Origin of the sequence: Streptomyces sp. NPDC006458 (assembly GCF_040612135.1) — a bacterium.
Taxonomy (GTDB): domain Bacteria; phylum Actinomycetota; class Actinomycetes; order Streptomycetales; family Streptomycetaceae; genus Streptomyces.
In genome coordinates this window covers 1-18,404 of record NZ_JBEXPR010000009.1, presented here as the reverse complement: position 1 = coordinate 18,404, position 18,404 = coordinate 1, and the positions used below count along the sequence as shown (strand labels likewise).

21 protein-coding genes, 2 tRNA genes and 1 pseudogene are annotated in these 18,404 nt (G+C 67.5%); 20 read left to right on the top strand and 4 right to left on the bottom strand.

Annotated features, from left to right (window positions below; translation table 11 throughout):
* Nucleotides 1–91 precede the first annotated feature (91 nt).
* Nucleotides 92–1,762, top strand: coding sequence for a trypsin-like peptidase domain-containing protein (locus ABZZ79_RS14070; protein ID WP_356689186.1), 1,671 nt, complete (start codon nucleotides 92–94; stop codon nucleotides 1,760–1,762).
* Between the two features lie 68 nt (nucleotides 1,763–1,830).
* Nucleotides 1,831–1,917: transfer RNA gene (locus ABZZ79_RS14065), tRNA-Ser, on the top strand.
* A gap of 173 nt (nucleotides 1,918–2,090) precedes the next feature.
* Here ABZZ79_RS14065 and ABZZ79_RS14060 read toward each other — a convergent pair.
* Nucleotides 2,091–2,846, bottom strand: coding sequence for a GntR family transcriptional regulator (locus ABZZ79_RS14060; protein ID WP_356689185.1), 756 nt, complete (start codon nucleotides 2,844–2,846; stop codon nucleotides 2,091–2,093).
* Nucleotides 2,847–2,924: 78 nt separating this feature from the next.
* Here ABZZ79_RS14060 and ABZZ79_RS14055 point away from each other — a divergent pair, with 78 nt between their 5' ends.
* The 5 genes from ABZZ79_RS14055 to ABZZ79_RS14035 all read left to right on the top strand — a co-directional run bounded on the left by ABZZ79_RS14055 (nucleotide 2,925) and on the right by ABZZ79_RS14035 (nucleotide 8,039).
* Nucleotides 2,925–3,203: a hypothetical protein gene (locus tag ABZZ79_RS14055; protein WP_356689184.1), complete on the top strand. Its 279-nt coding sequence runs from the start codon at nucleotides 2,925–2,927 to the stop codon at nucleotides 3,201–3,203.
* Between the two features lie 547 nt (nucleotides 3,204–3,750).
* Nucleotides 3,751–3,975, top strand: coding sequence for a hypothetical protein (locus ABZZ79_RS14050; protein ID WP_356689183.1), 225 nt, complete (start codon nucleotides 3,751–3,753; stop codon nucleotides 3,973–3,975).
* A 2-nt stretch (nucleotides 3,976–3,977) separates the two neighbouring features.
* Complete coding sequence (locus tag ABZZ79_RS14045) at nucleotides 3,978–4,715, top strand: GntR family transcriptional regulator (protein WP_356689182.1); 738 nt, start codon at nucleotides 3,978–3,980, stop codon at nucleotides 4,713–4,715.
* Nucleotides 4,712–5,014 carry a hypothetical protein gene (locus tag ABZZ79_RS14040; RefSeq protein ID WP_356689181.1) on the top strand — a complete coding sequence of 101 codons (303 nt, stop codon included), beginning with the start codon at nucleotides 4,712–4,714 and terminating at the stop codon, nucleotides 5,012–5,014. Before ABZZ79_RS14045 ends, ABZZ79_RS14040 begins: the two co-directional genes overlap by 4 nt.
* Nucleotides 5,015–5,753: 739 nt before the next feature.
* The gene (locus ABZZ79_RS14035; RefSeq protein WP_356689180.1) at nucleotides 5,754–8,039 is read left to right on the top strand and encodes a restriction endonuclease; all 2,286 of its coding nucleotides are present in this window, start codon (nucleotides 5,754–5,756) and stop codon (nucleotides 8,037–8,039) included.
* 185 nt (nucleotides 8,040–8,224) lie between these two features.
* Here the strand turns inward: ABZZ79_RS14035 and ABZZ79_RS14030 are convergent, their stop codons facing one another.
* On the bottom strand, nucleotides 8,225–8,689 hold the full coding sequence (locus ABZZ79_RS14030) for an NUDIX domain-containing protein (RefSeq protein WP_356689179.1): 465 nt from the start codon (nucleotides 8,687–8,689) through the stop codon (nucleotides 8,225–8,227).
* Between the two features lie 18 nt (nucleotides 8,690–8,707).
* On the opposite strand from ABZZ79_RS14030, the gene ABZZ79_RS14025 reads away from it, so the two are divergent.
* The 13 genes from ABZZ79_RS14025 to ABZZ79_RS13965 all read left to right on the top strand — a co-directional run bounded on the left by ABZZ79_RS14025 (nucleotide 8,708) and on the right by ABZZ79_RS13965 (nucleotide 16,642).
* Nucleotides 8,708–9,487, top strand: a complete 780-nt coding sequence (locus ABZZ79_RS14025; RefSeq protein WP_356689178.1) for a GntR family transcriptional regulator — start codon at nucleotides 8,708–8,710, stop codon at nucleotides 9,485–9,487.
* Nucleotides 9,488–9,627: 140 nt separating this feature from the next.
* Nucleotides 9,628–9,984 carry a hypothetical protein gene (locus tag ABZZ79_RS14020; protein WP_356689177.1) on the top strand — a complete coding sequence of 119 codons (357 nt, stop codon included), beginning with the start codon at nucleotides 9,628–9,630 and terminating at the stop codon, nucleotides 9,982–9,984.
* Nucleotides 9,985–9,987: 3 nt separating this feature from the next.
* A complete protein-coding gene (locus ABZZ79_RS14015) occupies nucleotides 9,988–11,343 on the top strand; it encodes an FtsK/SpoIIIE domain-containing protein (RefSeq protein WP_356689176.1) in 1,356 nt (451 codons plus the stop codon).
* 85 nt (nucleotides 11,344–11,428) lie between these two features.
* Entirely contained in the window at nucleotides 11,429–12,142 is a 714-nt protein-coding gene (locus ABZZ79_RS14010; protein WP_356689175.1) for a DUF2637 domain-containing protein, read from the top strand.
* 19 nt (nucleotides 12,143–12,161) lie between these two features.
* A complete protein-coding gene (locus ABZZ79_RS14005) occupies nucleotides 12,162–12,356 on the top strand; it encodes a hypothetical protein (protein WP_356689174.1) in 195 nt (64 codons plus the stop codon).
* A gap of 1 nt (nucleotide 12,357) precedes the next feature.
* On the top strand, nucleotides 12,358–12,549 hold the full coding sequence (locus tag ABZZ79_RS14000) for a mobile element transfer protein (protein ID WP_356689173.1): 192 nt from the start codon (nucleotides 12,358–12,360) through the stop codon (nucleotides 12,547–12,549).
* An 11-nt stretch (nucleotides 12,550–12,560) separates the two neighbouring features.
* Nucleotides 12,561–12,716: a hypothetical protein gene (locus ABZZ79_RS13995; protein WP_011030192.1), complete on the top strand. Its 156-nt coding sequence runs from the start codon at nucleotides 12,561–12,563 to the stop codon at nucleotides 12,714–12,716.
* 20 nt (nucleotides 12,717–12,736) lie between these two features.
* Nucleotides 12,737–13,069 (top strand): SpdD-like protein, encoded by a 333-nt coding sequence (locus ABZZ79_RS13990; RefSeq protein ID WP_356689172.1) that lies wholly within the window; start codon nucleotides 12,737–12,739, stop codon nucleotides 13,067–13,069.
* An 89-nt stretch (nucleotides 13,070–13,158) separates the two neighbouring features.
* Complete coding sequence (repSA, locus tag ABZZ79_RS13985; protein WP_356689171.1) at nucleotides 13,159–14,556, top strand: replication initiator protein RepSA; 1,398 nt, start codon at nucleotides 13,159–13,161, stop codon at nucleotides 14,554–14,556.
* On the top strand, nucleotides 14,550–14,753 hold the full coding sequence (locus tag ABZZ79_RS13980; RefSeq protein ID WP_356689170.1) for a helix-turn-helix domain-containing protein: 204 nt from the start codon (nucleotides 14,550–14,552) through the stop codon (nucleotides 14,751–14,753). Before repSA ends, ABZZ79_RS13980 begins: the two co-directional genes overlap by 7 nt.
* Nucleotides 14,753–15,895: a tyrosine-type recombinase/integrase gene (locus ABZZ79_RS13975; protein ID WP_356689169.1), complete on the top strand. Its 1,143-nt coding sequence runs from the start codon at nucleotides 14,753–14,755 to the stop codon at nucleotides 15,893–15,895. Before ABZZ79_RS13980 ends, ABZZ79_RS13975 begins: the two co-directional genes overlap by 1 nt.
* Nucleotides 15,896–16,072: 177 nt before the next feature.
* Entirely contained in the window at nucleotides 16,073–16,462 is a 390-nt protein-coding gene (locus ABZZ79_RS13970) for a hypothetical protein (protein ID WP_356689168.1), read from the top strand.
* 86 nt (nucleotides 16,463–16,548) lie between these two features.
* Nucleotides 16,549–16,642 (top strand) — tRNA-OTHER (locus ABZZ79_RS13965).
* Between the two features lie 131 nt (nucleotides 16,643–16,773).
* On the opposite strand, the gene ABZZ79_RS13960 is transcribed toward ABZZ79_RS13965, so the two are convergent.
* Both ABZZ79_RS13960 and ABZZ79_RS13955 read right to left on the bottom strand, forming a co-directional pair.
* Nucleotides 16,774–18,150, bottom strand: coding sequence for a site-specific integrase (locus tag ABZZ79_RS13960; RefSeq protein WP_356689167.1), 1,377 nt, complete (start codon nucleotides 18,148–18,150; stop codon nucleotides 16,774–16,776).
* Nucleotides 18,151–18,211: 61 nt separating this feature from the next.
* Nucleotides 18,212–18,310 (bottom strand): annotated as a pseudogene (locus tag ABZZ79_RS13955) (excisionase); the annotation flags it as partial.
* Nucleotides 18,311–18,404: the final 94 nt, after the last annotated feature.

Genomic DNA, 18,404 nt, shown 5'->3' with positions numbered 1-18,404 from the left:
TATGGTGCTCTGACGGCCCGTGGGAAAAGCTGACCGCATACAAAAATTGCGTCTGCGCAGCGACGACAGCAGTGGAACGAGGAGAGAAGCTGTGAGCACCGAGAACGAGGGCACCGCGGTTCCCCCGGCCCCGTCCGCACCTCCTGTGCCGGTGGACACTCCCGCGTCCTCCCCGCAGGCGCCGGAGAGCGCCTCCCCGACGACGCCCGGGACACCGCCGCCCGGCGACCCGGCCCCGACGGCTCCGCAGCCTCAGGTCTACGGCGACTCCGCCCCGACGGCGCAGCTGCCCCCGGTCCACGGCGGTACGGCCCCGACCGCCCAGCAGCCCCCGGCGTACGGCGAGCCCCCGGCGTACGGCGCTCCGGCTCCCGAGGCCCCGGCGTACGGCGCTCCGGCCCCCGAGGCCCCGGCGTACGGCGCTCCGGCGTACGGCGCCCCGGCCCCGGCGGACACGGCCGCGCACCACACCGCCCCGCAGCCCGCTCCGTACGGCGCCCAGGGCGCGCAGGGCGGCTGGCCACCCCCGCCGGCCCCGGGGGCGCACGACGCCGCACCCACCACCCCGCTCCCCGGCGGCGGCTCCGGTGACTCCGGCACGCTCTGGGGCGCCTCGTACCAGCCCGGCGCGCCCCGGCCGGAGCGGCGCGGCCGCGGCGGTCTGCTCGCCGCGGTGCTGGTCGCCGCGCTGGTCGCGGGCGGCCTGGGCGGCGGCCTCGGCTACGCCCTGGCGAAGAACAACGACGACACCAGCTCCACCACCGTCAGCGCGGCGGACAGCGGCGGCGACCTCAAGCGCGACCCGGGCACGGTCGCGGGCGTCGCGGCGAGGGCGCTGCCGAGCACGGTCACGATCCAGGCGGAGTCCAGCGAGGGTGAGGGCGGCACCGGCACGGGCTTCGTGTTCGACACCGAGGGCCACATCGTCACCAACAACCACGTCGTGGCGGACGCGGTCGACGGCGGCAAGCTCTCGGCGGTCTTCCCCGACGGCAAGAAGTACGACGCCGAGGTGGTCGGCCACGCCCAGGGCTACGACGTGGCGGTGATCAAGCTCAAGAACGCGCCCTCGGACCTGAAGCCGCTCACCCTCGGCAACTCCGACGACGTGGCGGTCGGCGACTCCACGATCGCCATCGGCGCGCCCTTCGGTCTGTCCAACACGGTCACGACCGGCATCATCAGCGCCAAGAACCGTCCGGTGGCCTCCAGCGACGGCTCGGGCAGCCAGGCCTCCTACATGAGCGCCCTGCAGACCGACGCCTCCATCAACCCGGGCAACTCCGGCGGCCCGCTGCTGGACGCCAAGGGCAATGTGATCGGCATCAACTCCGCGATCCAGTCGACGAGCAACGGCGGCTTCGGCGGCTCCGGCCAGTCCGGCTCGATCGGCCTGGGCTTCGCGATCCCGATCAACCAGGCCAAGTACGTCGCCCAGCAGCTGATCAAGACCGGCAAGCCCGTCTACGCCAAGATCGGTGCCTCCGTCTCGCTGGAGGAGTCCACCGGCGGCGCGAAGATCACCGACACCGGCGCGGGCGGCTCCGCCGCGGTCGAGTCGGGCGGCCCCGCCGCACAGGCCGGCCTCAAGCCCGGCGACGTGATCACCAAGCTCGACGACCACGTCATCGACTCCGGTCCGACCCTGATCGGCGAGATCTGGACCCACCAGCCCGACGACAAGGTCACCATTACCTACGAGCGCAACGGCCGGACGAACACCACCGAACTCACCCTCGGCTCCCGCACCGGCGACAACTGACCCCCGCCCTGCCCGGCCAACCCGTTACTCTTGTCCCCGCGCCGCCCGCCCCACCGGGGGCGACGCGGGGAGGCGTGCCCGAGCGGCCGAAGGGAACGGTCTTGAAAACCGTCGTGGCAGCGATGTCACCGTGGGTTCAAATCCCACCGCCTCCGCACAGCTAGCAGCGAGAACGGCCCCTGACCTGGGGAACTGGGTCGGGGGCCGTTGTCGTGTCCGGGGCCGTGGTTGCCCGGTGTTCCCTGGGGTTCCCCGTCCGATCGGGCACGGAAGGGGCACGGAAGGGGCACGCGCGACTGAGGCTTGGGCGATGGCTGGGGGCGTCCGTCTAACGAGAGACGGGAACCTCGTAGACGATCTCGCAGAGCGCGGCGGGGACGATGATGTCCGCGGTTTCCACGGGCCGCCCCTGGTCGCTGTAGTACGTCCGCCGGATGTGCGTGACAAGGGCGGCCTTCTGGATGCCGAGCAACGACGCTTCCTCGGCAGTGGCCTGGCGGGGCTCCGGCTGCTCCACGGCGTGGCTGACCGTGACGCCGATGGCGGCCATACGGTTCACGACGCCTGCCCCGGCGTGGGGCCCTCCCTCGGGGAGGACTACGAGAGTGCCGGCGGTGAGGTCGTAGGGCTCCCAACTGGTCGACAGCTGCACAGGCTTGCCGTCGGCCAGGAACTCGTACGTGGTCCGGACGCACAGATCGCCTTCGGCCAGACCGAGCCGGACCGCGATCTCTGCCGGTGCCGGAACCTTGGCATCGGTCCGGCTCTCCCAACCGCCTTGCCTGCCGAGGGCCTTCATGTCCGCGCGGAACGGCGATCCGTCGGGCTGCTCACGCGCCGCTGAGCGAACCATCCGCACCCGCTGCCGGGGCTCTGCCACATACGTGCCCGAACCGGCACGCCCCTCCAATACGCCCTGGGAGATCAGGAGTTCCTGAGCGCGACGGACGACGTTGTCGCCGACGCCGCACTCCTGGCCGATCTGAGCGCGGGAGGGCAGCCGGTCGCCCGGCTCCCACACGTGCTCCGAGATCCGCCGCCGGAGTTCGTCGGCGATGCGGAGATAGGGCGGCTGCTCAGGCATATGGAAAATCTAGTCCACTAGCTCTAATCTAGTTAACTAGCTTCACTCAAAGTGTTCGCCGGTGACGGAGGCTGCCCTGTGCCCGATTCGGAAGTCAGTGCGGCGGCCATCGCCGCCCGGCTGTCCGCCCTCGGGCTTACGCCACGCGTGGAGGAGCACGCCCGCCACGCGACGGTCGAAGCGGACGTACCGGAATCACTCACCGCCGAGTCCTGGCGGGAGGTCCTGGACGTGGTGGCCGACGCCGACCGGTTTGGCCTCCTCGCCACCAGCCTGAACGACCGCACGCTCTGGGCGGTCGTACGCAAAACGGTCCCCACGGCGGGCGATGCCGGGGGACCGAGCCATCAGCGATAGGAGCTGAGCAGCATGCTCGACCGTATCCGCCGCGCCCTCTCACGAGCCAGAGGGCTGCGGCACGCCAGCAGGGGCAGGCACCGCCGCCCCTTAACGCCCCACCGACCGACGGTCGATGTCGCACCGTACCCGCACCCGCTCCTTGGCCGGCCGACCGTTGAGCCTGCCCGACGCCCGGAGCGCAGCCACCGCTCCGAGCACACGGCGCTGCTGCGCGGGGAGGACGTCGCACTTGTCCGCCCGTACGTACTGGCCTGGGAGCGGCGCACCCGTCGACACTCGGCGATCATCGCGCCACACCTGACAACCGAGCCCGAGACCTGGGCGACCCTGGCGGGGGCCCGCTGATGCCCCTCCCTGACCATCAGCCCCACATCCCGCCCACCGAACCCTCCTACCGATCGACGGCATGCCGGATCGGAACGCACGAAGCCTGCGCGGAGTCCTCCCCGGCCTCCGGGCCCGTGGACGTTCCCGTCGTCTACGAGGCCTGCGATTGCGACTGTCACACGATCCTCGACGGGTCTGAGCCCAAGGAGGCGGACCGGTGAGAGGACAGGCGCCCTTCGGTGTGCTGGCGCACAACATTGAGATCACCTCGGTGACCGTGCAGCGTGGCGACGTCATCCAGGTAGGCGGCCGGGCCTGCCGCGTGGCCAACCTCTTCCAACTGCCCCATGGCAGCAAGCAACTCCTCTTCGAGTCGGGAGAACTGCTCACGATCAACAGCCGGACCCGCTTGATGGCCGTACGGTTCCTGAGAAGGCGGTGACCATGTCCGCCACCTCCCGCCACCGCGGCATCGCAGACGACCTGCGGAAGCGGATCACGACCGGCTGCTTCGGCCCTGGCGAACGCCTGCCCTCGGAAACCGACTTGGCGTCTCACTACAGGGTGAGCACGTCAACGCTCCGGAACGCACTCGCGCTGCTCCAACGCGAAGGCCTCGTAGAGAAGATCCACGGCAGAGGCAACTTCGTCCGTCACCCCCTTCGCAAGATCATGTACGTCGGTGGCTGGGGCACCCTGGACCCGTGGACAGCGGCCGAAACGGCGCTCCGCGTCACCGTGCGCACTGCTGCGGTCGCCGCACGCGGTCACCTGACATCCATGCTGTCCGTGCCACCGGACACCCCGCTCACCGAGTTCACGTGCGTCAGCCACGAGCGGGACGCACCGCACAGCCTGGCCCGCATCTACGTCCCCAGTGACCTGGCACTGCCCGGCCTACGCCAGGACAGCGATCTCGCCGGCCGTACCCTCACGAGATTCGCCGTGCTGGCGCCAACGCCGTCCGAGATCAGGGAGACGGTGAGTGCCCGTCTCCCGACACCGGACGAAGCATCAGCCCTGCAGATCCATCCGGGAACGGCCGTCCTCGCCGTGACACGCATCGCAACGGACAACGCCACACGCGTCGTTGAGGCAGCCCTCCTGGTGTTCCCCGGGGACCGTGTCGACGCGGTCTTCACCACCCATCACGTGACCGACGAGAGGCCGACCCAAAGATGACCCCCGACAGCGGCCTGCGCCTCCTCCCCTGGTCCGGGCCGGACGGCAAACCCTGCTACCTCAGCACCGACAACCGGGACGGCTATATGTCCCGCCTGGCGGACAACATCGAATCCATTCAGCTCGGCACAGCGGCCGAGCTGCTGGAAGAGGCCTCCACGACCCTCGACAACCGGGACGCGGGCCCGGAGAACGTACGACTGCTGGCGAAGGATCTGACCGGAGCTCTGAGAGAAGTCCTCCGCGTCGCGACCAGCCGCGGCCACCTCCTGGCCGCGAACGAACCTGACGGCGTCTGACGGCGTCAAACGCGCCCCCGCCGATCGGCCGTCTCTTGAACGGAGGGAGGGGAGTCCGATGCCACCTGGACTCTCCTCCCTCCGCGCTGCCCTGACTCGCACGGACATGCCCCCACCGACGACGCGAGACCCCACCTTCACCCGTTTGAAGTTCAGCCGACGACAGTCAGCCACGACGCCGGATGCGCCGACGGACTGCGCACGCGTGTGCCTCGCTGCACCCCCACCAGCCTCAGCCACGATGCCGACGACATCGACTACGCAAGGACGGTCAGCCCGGAACAACATTGCCTGAGCCCTCAGCTTGGGAAGCTTGGGTTTCTTGGCGGCGGATGCTGGGATGACCTGCGCAGAGGGGTCCGGGAGCCTTTCCCGTAGTCGTGGCCACCTCCGCTGTTCCCCGTGATTCCCCGCAGGATCTGGCACGCGAATGGCACGGTCTCTTCGCCTCGAACGTCCCTTGGCGGCGCTGGCGCCTCGGAGTGACTGCGCCTGAGTCGACGACAGTCAGCCAGGACGGCGGGACTTCCGACCGATCACGCACGCGTGTGCCTCGCTGCACCCTCACCGGCCTCAGCCACGCTGCTATGCCGTGGACCAGAGCAAGTGGCTCCAGCTGGGCCGTGGGGCCACTCCGGGGCCGGGCTCCTCAAGGCAGCTTGGGAAGCTTCGAAGTCGACCACCTCACCAAAGCCTTCATCACAGTGACCGCACAGGCGAACAGGGCTTTCGTTGGGACATGAAGCGCTACGATCTCCTGTTGGCGCTTGGCGTCTCGTCGGGACGGGGAGGTTCTGTGGATCTACTCGATCTTCAGAAATTGTCTGATTTTGATTTCGAAAGTCTCTGTAAGGATCTCTTTGAGCGGATTCTTGGCGTACGACTGGAAATCTTCACCAGCGGACCCGACGGGGGTATTGACCTTAGATATATAGGTCCAGGCGGGGAGAAAGTAATCATCCAGTGCAAGCATTGGATGAAGAGCGGTAGAAGTAAGCTCTTCAAGCATCTAATCGAGAAAGAGCTAGTAAAGGTTCGCCGTCTTAGTCCGACACGTTACATCCTTGCCACTTCAGTTGAAATGACGCCAGCCGCAAAGGCAAAGCTGACCGCGGAATTTCAGCCACACATCATGAACGAGGGTGACATTTTCGGTATCGATGAGATCACTTCTACTTTGCGGGATCACCCAGATATCATCCGCAAGCACATCAGGCTGTGGCTGAACGATGCGACAATCCTCGAGGCTGCCATTTCGAGAAACATCATTCGACGGTCACTGCATCTAGCTGACGACGTGAAGGATACTTTACGGACGTACGTGCCCAGCAAAAACCTTCGACAAGCGATGCAATTCGTCGAGAAAAATCACGTCGTCCTCCTCTCCGGTCCGCCTGGGGTGGGGAAAACAACGCTGGCTCAGGTGATCTGTGCACGCTATGCGAGCAAGGGTTTCGAGCTTGTTGAAGTATCCGAGAACGTAGAAGATATCTACAGAGTCTGGGATGACAAGAGTCCTCAGCTCTTCATTTATGATGACTTCCTCGGGCAGAGCTCGCTAGGAAATAAACTATATAAGAATGAGGATGGTCGCCTCCTCTCGGTGATGCGACGGGTGCGGCGAGAGCCGAACAAGCGGCTGGTCTGTACAACTCGCGGCTATATCTTGGAGCAAGCGCGCCAACGTTACGAGCGGCTCGATCGCGAAAACCTAGATCCTTTGACGTTTCTAGTTGACCTAGGCGCCTTCACTCTCGAAGAAAAAGCACAGATTCTCTATAATCACGTGCACTGGTCGGATTGGCCGTCCTTCGTCAAGGAGGATTTCGCGCAACCGGAAACCTATCGTCCAATTATTAGGCATAGAAATTTCAACCCCAGGGCTCTCTCTAATGTATTTTCCGTTCCCTACAATCCTGACCGAGGCACTCCAAAGTCGCAGCTCATGAATATTCTCGATGATCCTATGGTGCTGTGGCGGCATATTTTCGATCATCAGTTGGGGGACAGTGAAAGAAAAATTCTTGTCCTACTCTTCTCCATGGGCTCGGAATCTTCTGCGGCCTCGCTTGAGCAAGCCTTCTTGGAGTGCAGGGCTGGCAGTGTGGCCAATTTCCGAAGCGGCCTAAAGGTGCTTGAGGGAACTTTCGTGAAGGTCGTTGCGATGCCCTATAGGAGACAAGTAGAGTTTGCTAATCCTTCTGTAAATGATTTTATGCTCGCCAAACTGGCAAATGAACCTGATTTGGTTCAATGGGTTTTGAGTAATCCTTACTCTTTTGATCAAGTCGTTCATCTTTGGGATGCTCACACCGGACCTTGCGATGTAGAGGCTCCCGTCAAGGTCAATTTGATGCCCCACGCTGCCGACTTGGAGAGAGCCGCTCTAGCCACGCTGGATCGCCGTGAAACGGCTAGCTACGACAGAGCCGGGCGGCTGGTCGTCTGCCTCCGGATCGCGCAAGACCTAGCTCTCTCGGATTTGGCGCAGCAGGTTGCGGACAGGTTGTCGATACAAGGTTGTGTATACGATGCTCGCAATCTTGACGATATTCAGCACTTAATTCGACTCACGCATGAATCCCGGCATGCAAGGGTTCGAGCGCTCCATGAATCCGTCAAACTGGAAGGCTTGACTGCCCTATTCAATCGAGATCGACAAGAAAGCGGCCTCTTTACGGCGGCGATGTATGCGCTACAACTTTCAGAATTTGTGGACGCCTTCGTTAAAGAGGAGATTCTTGAGGCGGCCGATGAGAAATTCAAGGTAGTACTGGATCGGCATCTCTTCCATTCCGATGGCCTTGATTCCTACTTGCTCGGATGTGGCCTGGATTATGTTAGGCAGTACGGCGACTGGCAAGAGCGCTGGCCCATGGCTTCTGATTTAATGACCTTCCCTGACCTGGAATCGGCAGACGGTGAATTCGAGGATAGCGAGGAGGCGTTCGACGTTGATCCGGAATATATTGACGGAGAGGCCTATTTAGTCATGAGCTCTCTGCGAATTGCAAATGACGCGTAAAGCCGCGGAGCCGATCGCCCCAGCCACGACGTATCCCTCTCTGGCTTCAAGCGGCTGATTGCTGAGAGCGCGGCACGGGCGTCGGCCGGGCTGGAGCGGGGCGGAGACAGGAGCGCAGGCCCGGCCGGGGGCCGGGCCTGCGCGCGGGGAGCGGAGCGAGCCGCCTTGATGAAGTAGGGAAAGTCTTATCCCGCTGGGACGAGCCGCTTGCCGTCGTGGCTGCGTACGTGGGGGCCGTTGTCGTCCAGCGCGTCCAGGAGGCGGACCGCGAAGACCTCGGACATGCGCTCGCTGACCTCATCGGGCGTGAGCCAGGAGACCGCGGTCGACTCGCTCGATGTGCGTTCCGTGCCGCCGGACGGCTTGCAGCGGAAGACCAGGGCGACGATGCCTCGGGTGGTGTTCTTGTAGACGCCGGTGAGTTGGTCCACCTCGACGTGGATGCCGGTCTCCTCCAAGACCTCGCGGGCTACGCCGGCTTCCGGGGTCTCCTGGAGTTCGAGTACGCCGCCGGGGAGCTCCCACGTGCCGTTGTCGGCTCGGCGGATCGCCAGGAGGCGGCCGTCCTCGCGCACCACGACCCCGGCAACGGATACGGAGTGCAGCGGCGTCGGTGTCGCTTCCTGTGATTGACTCATGTACAGGAGCATAGGAGGCAGAGAAGGACTATGGGAACTGCGGTGGGAGGGGACCGGTCCGGGCCTCGTTACGTGCAGATCGCCGACGAGATCGTCCAGCAGATCAGGGCTGGTGTGCTCAAGCCCGGTGACATGGTGCCGAGTGAGTCGGAGCTGGTGGAGCGTTACGGTGTGTCCGGCGGCACCATTCGAAAGGCCATGGCCGAGGTGCGGGCGAGCGGGCTCGTCGAGACCCGGCACGGCAAAGGCTCGATCGTGAAGGACCGGCCTCCGGTGCGGCATCGCTCCTCCGATCGCTTCCGGCGCTCCCTGCGGCAGGGCGGCAAGGCCGCCTACCTCGCGGAGTCGGCCCAGTCCGGTGCCACGGCCAAGGTGAGCGTCCTCTACATCGGGCCCGTGGAGGCCCCGGAGGATGCCGCCGGGCGGCTTGGCGTCCCTGTCGGTACGCAGGTGCTGGCGCGTCGGCGCCTCTACTTCCGCAACGGCACTCCGGTCGAGACAGCGACGTCGTACCTCCCGTGGGACGTCGTGAAGGAGATCCCGGAACTGTTCGCCGAGAACCCCGGCGGCGGTGGCATCTATGCCCGACTCGAAGACCACGGGCATGAGTTCGCCGAGTTCGTCGAGACGCTGCAAGCGCGGCCGGCCTCCAAGGGAGAAGCGTCGGAGCTGGCGCTCAGTCCTGGTGCGCCGGTGGTTCATCTCGTCCGGGAGGCTCGTACGACGGCTGGGCTCGTGGTGGAGGTGTGCGACACACTCATGGCTGCTGACCAGTTCGTTTTCGAGTATCGGATTCCTGCCGACGACTGACGCTCACTCAACTCCTCACAGCCCGTCGCGACTTCTGAGCCGCGGCGGGTTGACTCATGTATAGGAGTGGTGCACTCTTCTTCATGTCACTCATGTACATGAGTGACGGACTGCAACCCCTGTAGAGGAGTAATCCCTTCATGCGTCAGATCCCTGTCGACACCTCCGCCGCGATCGTGATGGTCGCCAAGACCCCGCAGCTCAAGGTGCGGGACCGCCGTACCGGTGAGATCGCCGTCGACGCCGAGACCGGAGCCAAGCTCATGACCGTGGACGTGATGTTCGCGGCGAACGAAGAGGTCGAGATCCTGTCCGTCACCGTCCCGGAGACCGGTATCTCCGGTGAGCTGGCCATGGGCACCCCTGTGGCCCTCACGGGACTGATCGCCCGGCCGTGGGAGAACGAGTTCAACGGTCAGAGGCGGCACGGCATCGCCTTCCGCGCGGTCGCCGTCACCTCGCTGGCCGTTGCGGGCCCTGCGGCTCAGGCGGCCTGAGCCATGACCTGGCCGACGGTCTTACTGCTGATGGTCGTCGTCGCCGCGGGTCTCCTGCGGTGGCGGCGTCCCGCCTGGTACTGGATGACCTTCGGGGTCACCTTCGCCGTCCTGCGGGTCCTGGTCCGCTACGCCTCCGTCATGGACGCCTGCGGCCTGACGGTCCCGCCCTCGCGTTGGAGGCTCGCCCTGGCTCGGATGGCCAACCGTCCGGTGCCAGAGTCCCGCCCGCCCCGCATTCAGCGGCTGAGGCCGAGTCGTACGGGGCTGGTTCTCCGACTCAAGCTCCGTCCCGGACAGGACGCCTTCGACGTCGCCGCCGCCACGGACCGGCTGCGCCACTCCTTCGGGATGTACGGCGTGACGTCGCGTGAGCTGCGCTCGGGCGTGGTCGAGATCCGCATGACCGGCTACGACGTGCTCAAGCGGGTGCAGATGCCCGCCCGCACCGACAGCCGGCCGATGCGCGTCCCGGTCGCTCTGCGCGAGGACGGGTCCGTCCACTACCGCGACTACCGGGCCGTCCCGCACGCGCTCACCCTCGGTGCCACGGAGTCCGGCAAGTCCGTCTATCAGCGCAACCTCGTCGCGGGGCTCGCGGCTCAGCGCGTCGCCCTGGTCGGTATCGACTGCAAGCAAGGTGTGGAACTGTTCCCGCTGGCTCGTCGATTCTCCGCGCTCGCGGACAACCAGGACACCGCACTTGAGGTGCTGGAAGCGCTGGTTTCCCACATGGGGGAGGTTTACCAGCTCATCCGGGCCGAGCAGCGGATCAGCGTGGGGGTGCCGGACGGCGAGATCGCCGCTGACATCTGGGACCTTCCCGAGTCTCTGCGGCCGGTGCCGGTCGTCGTCCTGGTGGATGAAGTCGCCGAACTCGCCTTGTTCGCGAACAAGGAGGAGGAGAAGCGGCGGGACCGGATCATCACCGCCCTCGTCCGTCTCGCCCAGCTCGGCCGGGCCGCCGGCATCTACCTGGAGATCTGCGGGCAGCGCTTCGGGTCCGAACTCGGCAAGGGCATCACCATGCTTCGCGCCCAGCTCACCGGCCGAACCGCCCACCGCGTCAACGACGAGACCAGCGCCAACATGGCCTTCGGCGACATCGCCCCGGATGCCGTCCTGGCCGCGATCCAGATCCCTGCCGAGACTCGTGGGGTGGCTATCGCCGGGGATTCCACTGGCGGTTGGCATCGCATCCGGGCCCCGCACACCTCGCTGCGCCACGCCGTGAACATCTGCAACCGGTACGCGGATCGCACCCCCGACCTGCCGGTCCTGGCCGCCTTCCGGCCCTCGGTGGCCTCAGTGCCCTCGGCACGGCTGCCGCTGTCCAAGACAGCGCCCGCCGCCACCTGATCGAACCCCCTCCCACGGTCGGCGCGACCGCCCTCCGCGCCGGGTCCCTACCCCCGCCATGCCTGATCACAGGAAGGAGTCCGTGATGGCCCGCCCCGCTCTCCGAGTCGACGCCGTGCTTGTTCAGGCCGTCATCGCCGGGGCGCTGTCCTTCGCCCACCTGCACGACCTCGCCGCCGCTGCCGGACAGGACGGCTGGAAAGCCTGGGCCTACCCGGTCAGTGTCGACCTTCTCCTGGTCGCCGCCTGGCGACGACTGCGTACCGGTGGGCCGTCCCGGCTGGCCTGGTGCTGGTTCGTCATCGCCCTGGTCGCGTCCCTCGGTGCCAACGTCGCCACCGCCGGGCTCCTCGACCTGGACGACGTGCCTGACTGGTTGCGCATCCTCGTCGCCGCCTGGCCCGCGCTGGCCTTCATGGGTGGCACGCTCCTTGCCCATTCACCCGTTGACCAGCCCTCGGCGCCCTCGGCGCCCTCGGCGGTCCCGGCGTCGTCCGCCCCAGCCGCTCCGGGGCCCGCGCTTCAGGTGGAGCCCGTACCGGATTCCAGTTCCGAACCGGACCCGGCTCCCGGACCCACCGCGGCCCCGATGCCCGTACCGGCTGCTGCCGTGTCCACAGATGAGACACCCCCCGCCGTAGCGGTCCCGACTGCGCTGGTCGACCACGCCCGGAAGGTCGCCGACGAACACCTCGCCCGTACCGGCGCCCGGATCGACGCCGAGACCCTCCGCTTGCGCCTCGGGCTCCCGCCACAACTGGCCGATGCCATCGCCGCCCGACTGACCGGACCGGCCTGACCGGAAGGAATCCATCGTCGTGCCCATCGACCCCGCCGACCTGACCGCCGCCGACTACCTCGACAGCGCCCGCGAGATGACCGCCGTGGGCCGGCCGTACCTCGCCCACCTCCTTGCCGAGGAAGCCGCCCGCCTCACCGTCGACCCGGCGACCGCCGCCGGTATCCGCGCCTCCTTCACCGACCCTGCCACGACCCGAGAGGAGACCGACTGACATGCCCGCCCGCGACTTCTTCCACTCCGTGATGCGCATCGGCCCGGTGCAGATCGGCACCCACCGCGACCGCGACGGCCGTACCAAGCACGCGGCCGTGTGCGGCTCGGACGGCTGCGGCTGGTCCGCCGACTACTCCAGCCGGTCCGCCGCCCAGCTCGCCGCCCGCACCCACCGCTGCAAGGTCCGCTAGGAGGCCACGCCATGGACGTCCCGCTCTGGTTCGCCCTGCTCTGCGTCGGAGTTCTCGGCGTCAAGCTCATCCGCCCGCCCTGGTGGCTGATCGCCGTGCTTCTCCTCGGCGGCTACCTCCTCGCCGACAGCCTCCTGGCCCCCGTCATCGACACCGCCGTCAAGTAGCCAGCGGAGGAGAACCGTTCATGTTCCGGCCCAAGCTCCCGACCATGCCTCAGCCTTCCGGCTCGGTCGCGCGACCCGCCGCCATCGAGCCGACCACGATCGCGCCCGGGGACGCAGTCTCGGCCTCGGTCCCGTCGTCGGCCGTCACGCCCGTCCCGGCCTCGAACCATCCCACGATCCAGCTCACGCCCGGTACGGCCCTCGCCCTCGTCGGCGGTGGCACGGCGGTCGTCCTGGTCGTCGGAGCCGTCCTGGTCTCCCTGCTGCTCGCGGTCGCGATCACGGGCGCCTCGGTCGCCGTCTGCGCCGTGGTGATCCGCTCGCTCGTCAACGCCGACGCCAAACGCCGCTGACCGGCTCCCGGGCGGCCTCGATACCGCCAAGCATCCGCCGCCCGGGAGCCGTCCCTCTCCGATGTCGCAACCGGAAGGAAGTACCCAGCATGGCGCATCGCGCCACTCCCTCTACGGAAACCCCGCTCGACCCCATCACCCTCGGCGACTTGCTGCGGGTGGCCTCGGCCCCGGACTACGTCCGTTGGGAGGACCAGGTCCGGCGTACCGGCGGCTGCTCCGACCCCGTACATCTGACGGGCTGGACCCTCCATAAGGACCGGACCACCGGCGAGACCCTGCACCACTACTCCACCGCCGACGAGCCTGGGGGACGCCTCCGCCTCGCCTGCGGCAACCGCCGGGCCTCGCGCTGCCCGTCCTGCGCCTTCACCTACGCGGGCGACACATACCACCTCATCCGCGCGGGCCTGGCCGGTGACGACCGCCGGGACGTCCCTGTCAGCGTCCGGGATCACCCGCGCGTCTTCGCCACCCTTACCGCCCCGTCCTTCGGCCCGGTCCACAACCGACCCGACCGCGGCGTCTGCCGCTGCGGCACCCGTCACACCCCCGACGCGCCCGACCTGGGCACGGCCCGGGACCCGGCGACGTACGACTACGCCGGCGCCGTGCTGTTCAACAACCACGCCGGGCAGCTCTGGCAGCGCTTCACCACCCGGCTGCGCCGCGAGATCGCCGCCCGCGGCGGCCTCTCCCGCCGTGAACTCGCCGACCGCCTGCGCGTCTCGTACGGCAAGGTCGCGGAGTTCCAGAAGCGCGGGGCCCTGCACTTCCATGCCGTGATCCGGCTCGACGGGCCGGACGGTGCCGGGTCGCCGCCGCCCGCCTGGGCCACGGTCGGCTTGCTCACCGATGCCATCCGCGCGGCTGCGGCGCATACCTACACATCGGTCTCGGTCCCGGCCGCTGGTGATGAACCGGCGCGGTCCTTCCGCTGGGGGACGCAACTCGACGTCCGGCCGGTGAAGGCGTTCGGGGACGGGTCCGACATCACCGAACAGGCCGTCGCCTCCTACGTCGCGAAGTACTCGACCAAGGCGGCCGAGAACACCGGCACGTTGGACCGTCGCATCGCTGAACTCGCCGAACTCGACCGCCACCGGGTTCCCGACCACACCCGGCGGCTCATCACCGCGTGCCGCGACCTGGACCAGGTGTATCCGGACCGTCGCCTCTGGGCCTGGGCCCACATGCTCGGCTTCCGCGGTCACTTCTCCTCGAAGTCCCGTAGCTACTCCACCACCCTCGGAGCCCTCCGACAGGCCCGTGCCGACTACCGCGCGGCCCGGGAAACCGCCGTCCTCGACCTGTCCGACCGGGCGCCGGACAGCGTCCTCGTCCTGGCGGACTGGCAGTACGCCGGACACGGCCACACCCCCGGTGGGTCGGCCCTCGCCGCCACCATCGCCCGTGGCATCCGGCTCAACCGAGAGACCGCCCGTGAGGCCCTGGCCGCGTTGCCCGTCGACGAGAGGGAGTGGTGACCGTGGAGCGACTCCTCACCCTGGACCAGGTGGCCGAACGTCTCGGCACGGGCGTTCGCTTCCCCCGCCGTCTCATCGAGGAACGTCGCATCACCTTCGTGAAGGTCGGCCGGCATGTCCGCATCCCCGAGAGCGCGGTACAGGCGTACGTGGAGGCCAACACCGTGGCGCCGGTCGTGCTGCGGAGGGCTGCCTGATGCCCGGCAAGCGCAAGTCCCGCCGGAGTTTCGGCCGTGTCCGCAAGCTGCCGTCCGGCCGGTTCCAGGCCCGGTACCCGGGGCCTGACGGCGTGCTGCGCGCCGCTGACCGGACCTTCGCCACGTCGACGGACGCGGACCGCTGGCTGATGAAGAAGCGCATCGAGATCGAGGACGGGCGGTGGCTCGACCCGGCCGAGGGGCAGACGACCGTGCGCGACTGGTCGGCCCGGTGGCTCGCCGCCGTCTCGCCTCAGCTCAAGCACAAGACACAGGCCTCGTACCGGTCCCTGATCAACTCGCTGATCAATCCGACGCTCGGCGATCGTGAGCTGTCGAGCCTCCGACCGATCACCGTCGCCGAGTGGGTCGGCGGCATGAAGTCCAGGGGGCTCAGCGCGTCCCGGATCAGGCAGGCGTACCGGGTCCTGTCGCAGATCATGCGGGCTGCCGTCGACAACGACATGATCCCGCAGACACCGTGCCGGGGCGTGAAGCTGCCTCGGATGCCGCAGACGGAGCCACACATCCTCACCCCCCTCGAAGCCTCACGGATCGTCCGGAGCGCGGCCAAGCCGCATGACCTGCTGATCGCGCTTCTCGCGTACGCGGGCCTGCGAGTTGGCGAGGCGTTCGCCCTGCGCCGTGTGGACATCGACGTCTCCGGCGGCTTCGTCCTGGTCGACGAGAACCTGGCCGAAGCCAACGGCACCTTGGTCTTCGACACCCCGAAGACGCATCAGAAGCGGCTCCTTCGGATCGGCCCGTCGCTCGCGAAGCGGCTCGGCCGGCACCTGGAGACCTTGCCGGGCGGGGATGACGCGCTCCTGTTCACCACTCCGGCGGGGAAGCCCCTCCGCTACAACCAGTGGCGCAAGGCCTACTTCGACCCTGCCGTGTCGGCGGCCGGGCTGACCGACGTCACCCCGCACGATCTCCGTGCCTCGCACGGCACTTGGGTCGCCGACCGGTACGGCGTGATGACCGCCGCTCACCGCCTCGGCCACTCGAACGCGAGCGTCACGACCCGGCACTACGCCCGGCCGGTCGCCGGCCGCGACGACCAGGTGGCCGCAGCGGCCGATGCATGGCTCGGAGGGCAAGAGGGGACCCCCTCTCCTGAAGGGCATAAGCCGCTCTGACACGTCTCCCTCTTTGTGACGCCCCTGGCCAGCAGCGCGGTCAGGGGCGTCGCGCCGTGCGGCACTTGAGCACCTCGTGATGCCCCACTACTCCGTGACCTCCGAAGCTGGCGCGCCTGTGTGCATGTCCAATTCGCATCTATGCTCTGCGCATATGCCCCACTACTCTGCGTACTCATGGGGAAAGTGGTGCGTCTGTATTGGGGCTACATGGTGGCCGCTGCCTTGGTCGTTGCCTGGAGCCAGCAATGGTCGTTGTCGGTGATCGTGGCTCTGTCGGTCGGCGTCTCGGCCTACGCGGGCTTCCAGGTGCCGGTCTGGTGTGGGGCGGTCAACCGGGATGGGCAGACCTACTGCCGCAACAACGCCTACGGCGTGTTGATGGGGTGCTCGAAGCGTCAGCACAGGTGGCAGAAGGTCAAGATGATTGTTCTGCGCAGCAAGGTCGGGAATGTGAGCCGATCTGTGTTTCCCACGGCCAAAGAGAAGTTCAACGGCGCTCTCGCTGTGGGAGGCCTGCTGTCGGCTATCGCCGCAGTGATCGTTCCCGTTGTGACGGGTGGCTGAGCGGGCACGACCCCGCCCCTGGGGCACGTAGCGGGCACGGCGGTGACGCTGGCGGCTCCGCCGGGGTACCGGTAGCCGTCTGACCTGCGGAGGAGCAGTCGGCCCGCCCGACCCCCGAAAGGTCTTGAAAACCGTCGTGGCAGCGATGTCACCGTGGGTTCAAATCCCACCGCCTCCGCACAGGTCATAGATGTGCAGGTCAGAGAGGGCGTCCCGAACACGGGGCGCCCTCTCTGGTTATGCCCTGTCTCACCCTGGCTCGCCGGTATCCCGCCTCTGACCAGCGCGTGCGGCCAACCTGCGGCCAGGATCTAGGGCACGTCAGGCCCGCCTTCCTGCTCCGCCAACCCCTGCTCGATCAGCGCGTTCATCCTGGCTTCTTCTCCGTCCAGCACCTTGGCGTAGTAGCGCTGAAGGACTGCGACGCTCTGCCCGGCCCGCCGGGCGGTCTCGGCCAGACTGACCCCGGAACGGAGCCAGAACGACACACAGGCGTGCCGCAGGTCGTACGGGATGGCGGCCAGGGGAGAGGCCACCTGCGCGGCGGTGAGTGCCTTCTTTCGCGCTTCCTTCCACACGGCGCCGTACTCCTGTGATCGGACTGGCCCGCCCCGCACAGCGCTGAACAGTTGCCCCTCGGCCGGGGTGCCGAACGCTTCGAGGTGAGCCCGCAGGATGGCGACCAGGACCGGCGGAATGGGCACCGGACGGACCGCGCGACGGGCCCGGTGCTTGAGCTGCCTCTCCTCGTACGGCTTGCCGTCGTCGGTCCAGGCGGACCCCACCTGCGGCCGTGCGCCCGCGAGCATGAGCCGTCCCCAACCCTCGGCGGGGAGTTCGCAGTGCTCAGCGCTCAGCATGGACACCTCCTCCGGTCGCATCGCGGCGTAGTAGATGCATGCGTAGAAGCCGACCAGGTGGGCGCCGCGCGGTCCTTGCGCGCGGACCGCGTCCAGTAGCGCACGCGCCTGTGCCGGTGTGGCGACGCTGCGTACGTCCAGCTCCTCCACTGCCTTGGGGGTCTCCCAGTGCACTCGGTGGAGCGGGTTGCCGGGCAACAGCTCCTGCTCCACGGCGAGTCGAAGGCAGTTGCTCAGCACCGCGCGGCGACGCCGGAACGTGTTGGCTGCGGCGGCCTTGGCGTCCTTGCGCTTGGCTAGGGCCTCCAGCACCGTACGCACTCGCTTCGCGCTGTCCAGGTCGACCACGGCCGGCGCGTTGTGTGCCACCCACGCCAACGCCTTGGACTCCGCTTCCGGCGGCTCCTGGTCATGGCGTCCGGCGTTGAATCCCCACCGGTAGAGCGCCCGGCGCAAGAGGTCGTCCGCGGGACGTCCCTTCCCGTCGGGGCACAGTGCCATCGTGGCGATGGTCAGGCTCTCCGCGATGCTCGCGCGGTGCTTCGCCGCAGCGGTCGGCCACTTTCGCGCGGCGTGCGAGCGGGCATGCGCGTACCAGTTCGTGCGGTTCCGCTCGCGTACCTCCGAGACTGGTAGACCCGTCTCGGTGTCGAACGGCTCGCCCTTGCGCGTCGCGGTCAGGAGTTCCGCGCGGCGGGCGTCGGCAAGCGTCTTGGTGGTGAACCTCTCCTGATGCTCCGTCCCGTCGACTTGCCAGCGGAGTTGGAACGGGGCGGCCTTGCTCGGACGCTTCCGGACGCTCCAAATGCGCACGTCGTAGCTGTGCATTGCTCTCCTCACGGGGATGGGGCCCTGCCGCATGGCAGGGCCCCATCGGGTCGGTCAGTGGTCAGGCTGAGATCTCGTGCTTGGTCCACCACGCGTCCAAGTCGCTGCGACGGCAACGGATCTGGCCGTTTGGCAGCTTGATGAGCTTCGGCGCCTTGCCGGGTCTTCAAAGTTGAGCGGTGCGGAGGTGTCCGCGGGCTCGGCGGGTGGTGACGCAGCGTGTTCGGAGCCGCTGGTTCTCGGCGTTGCGGAAG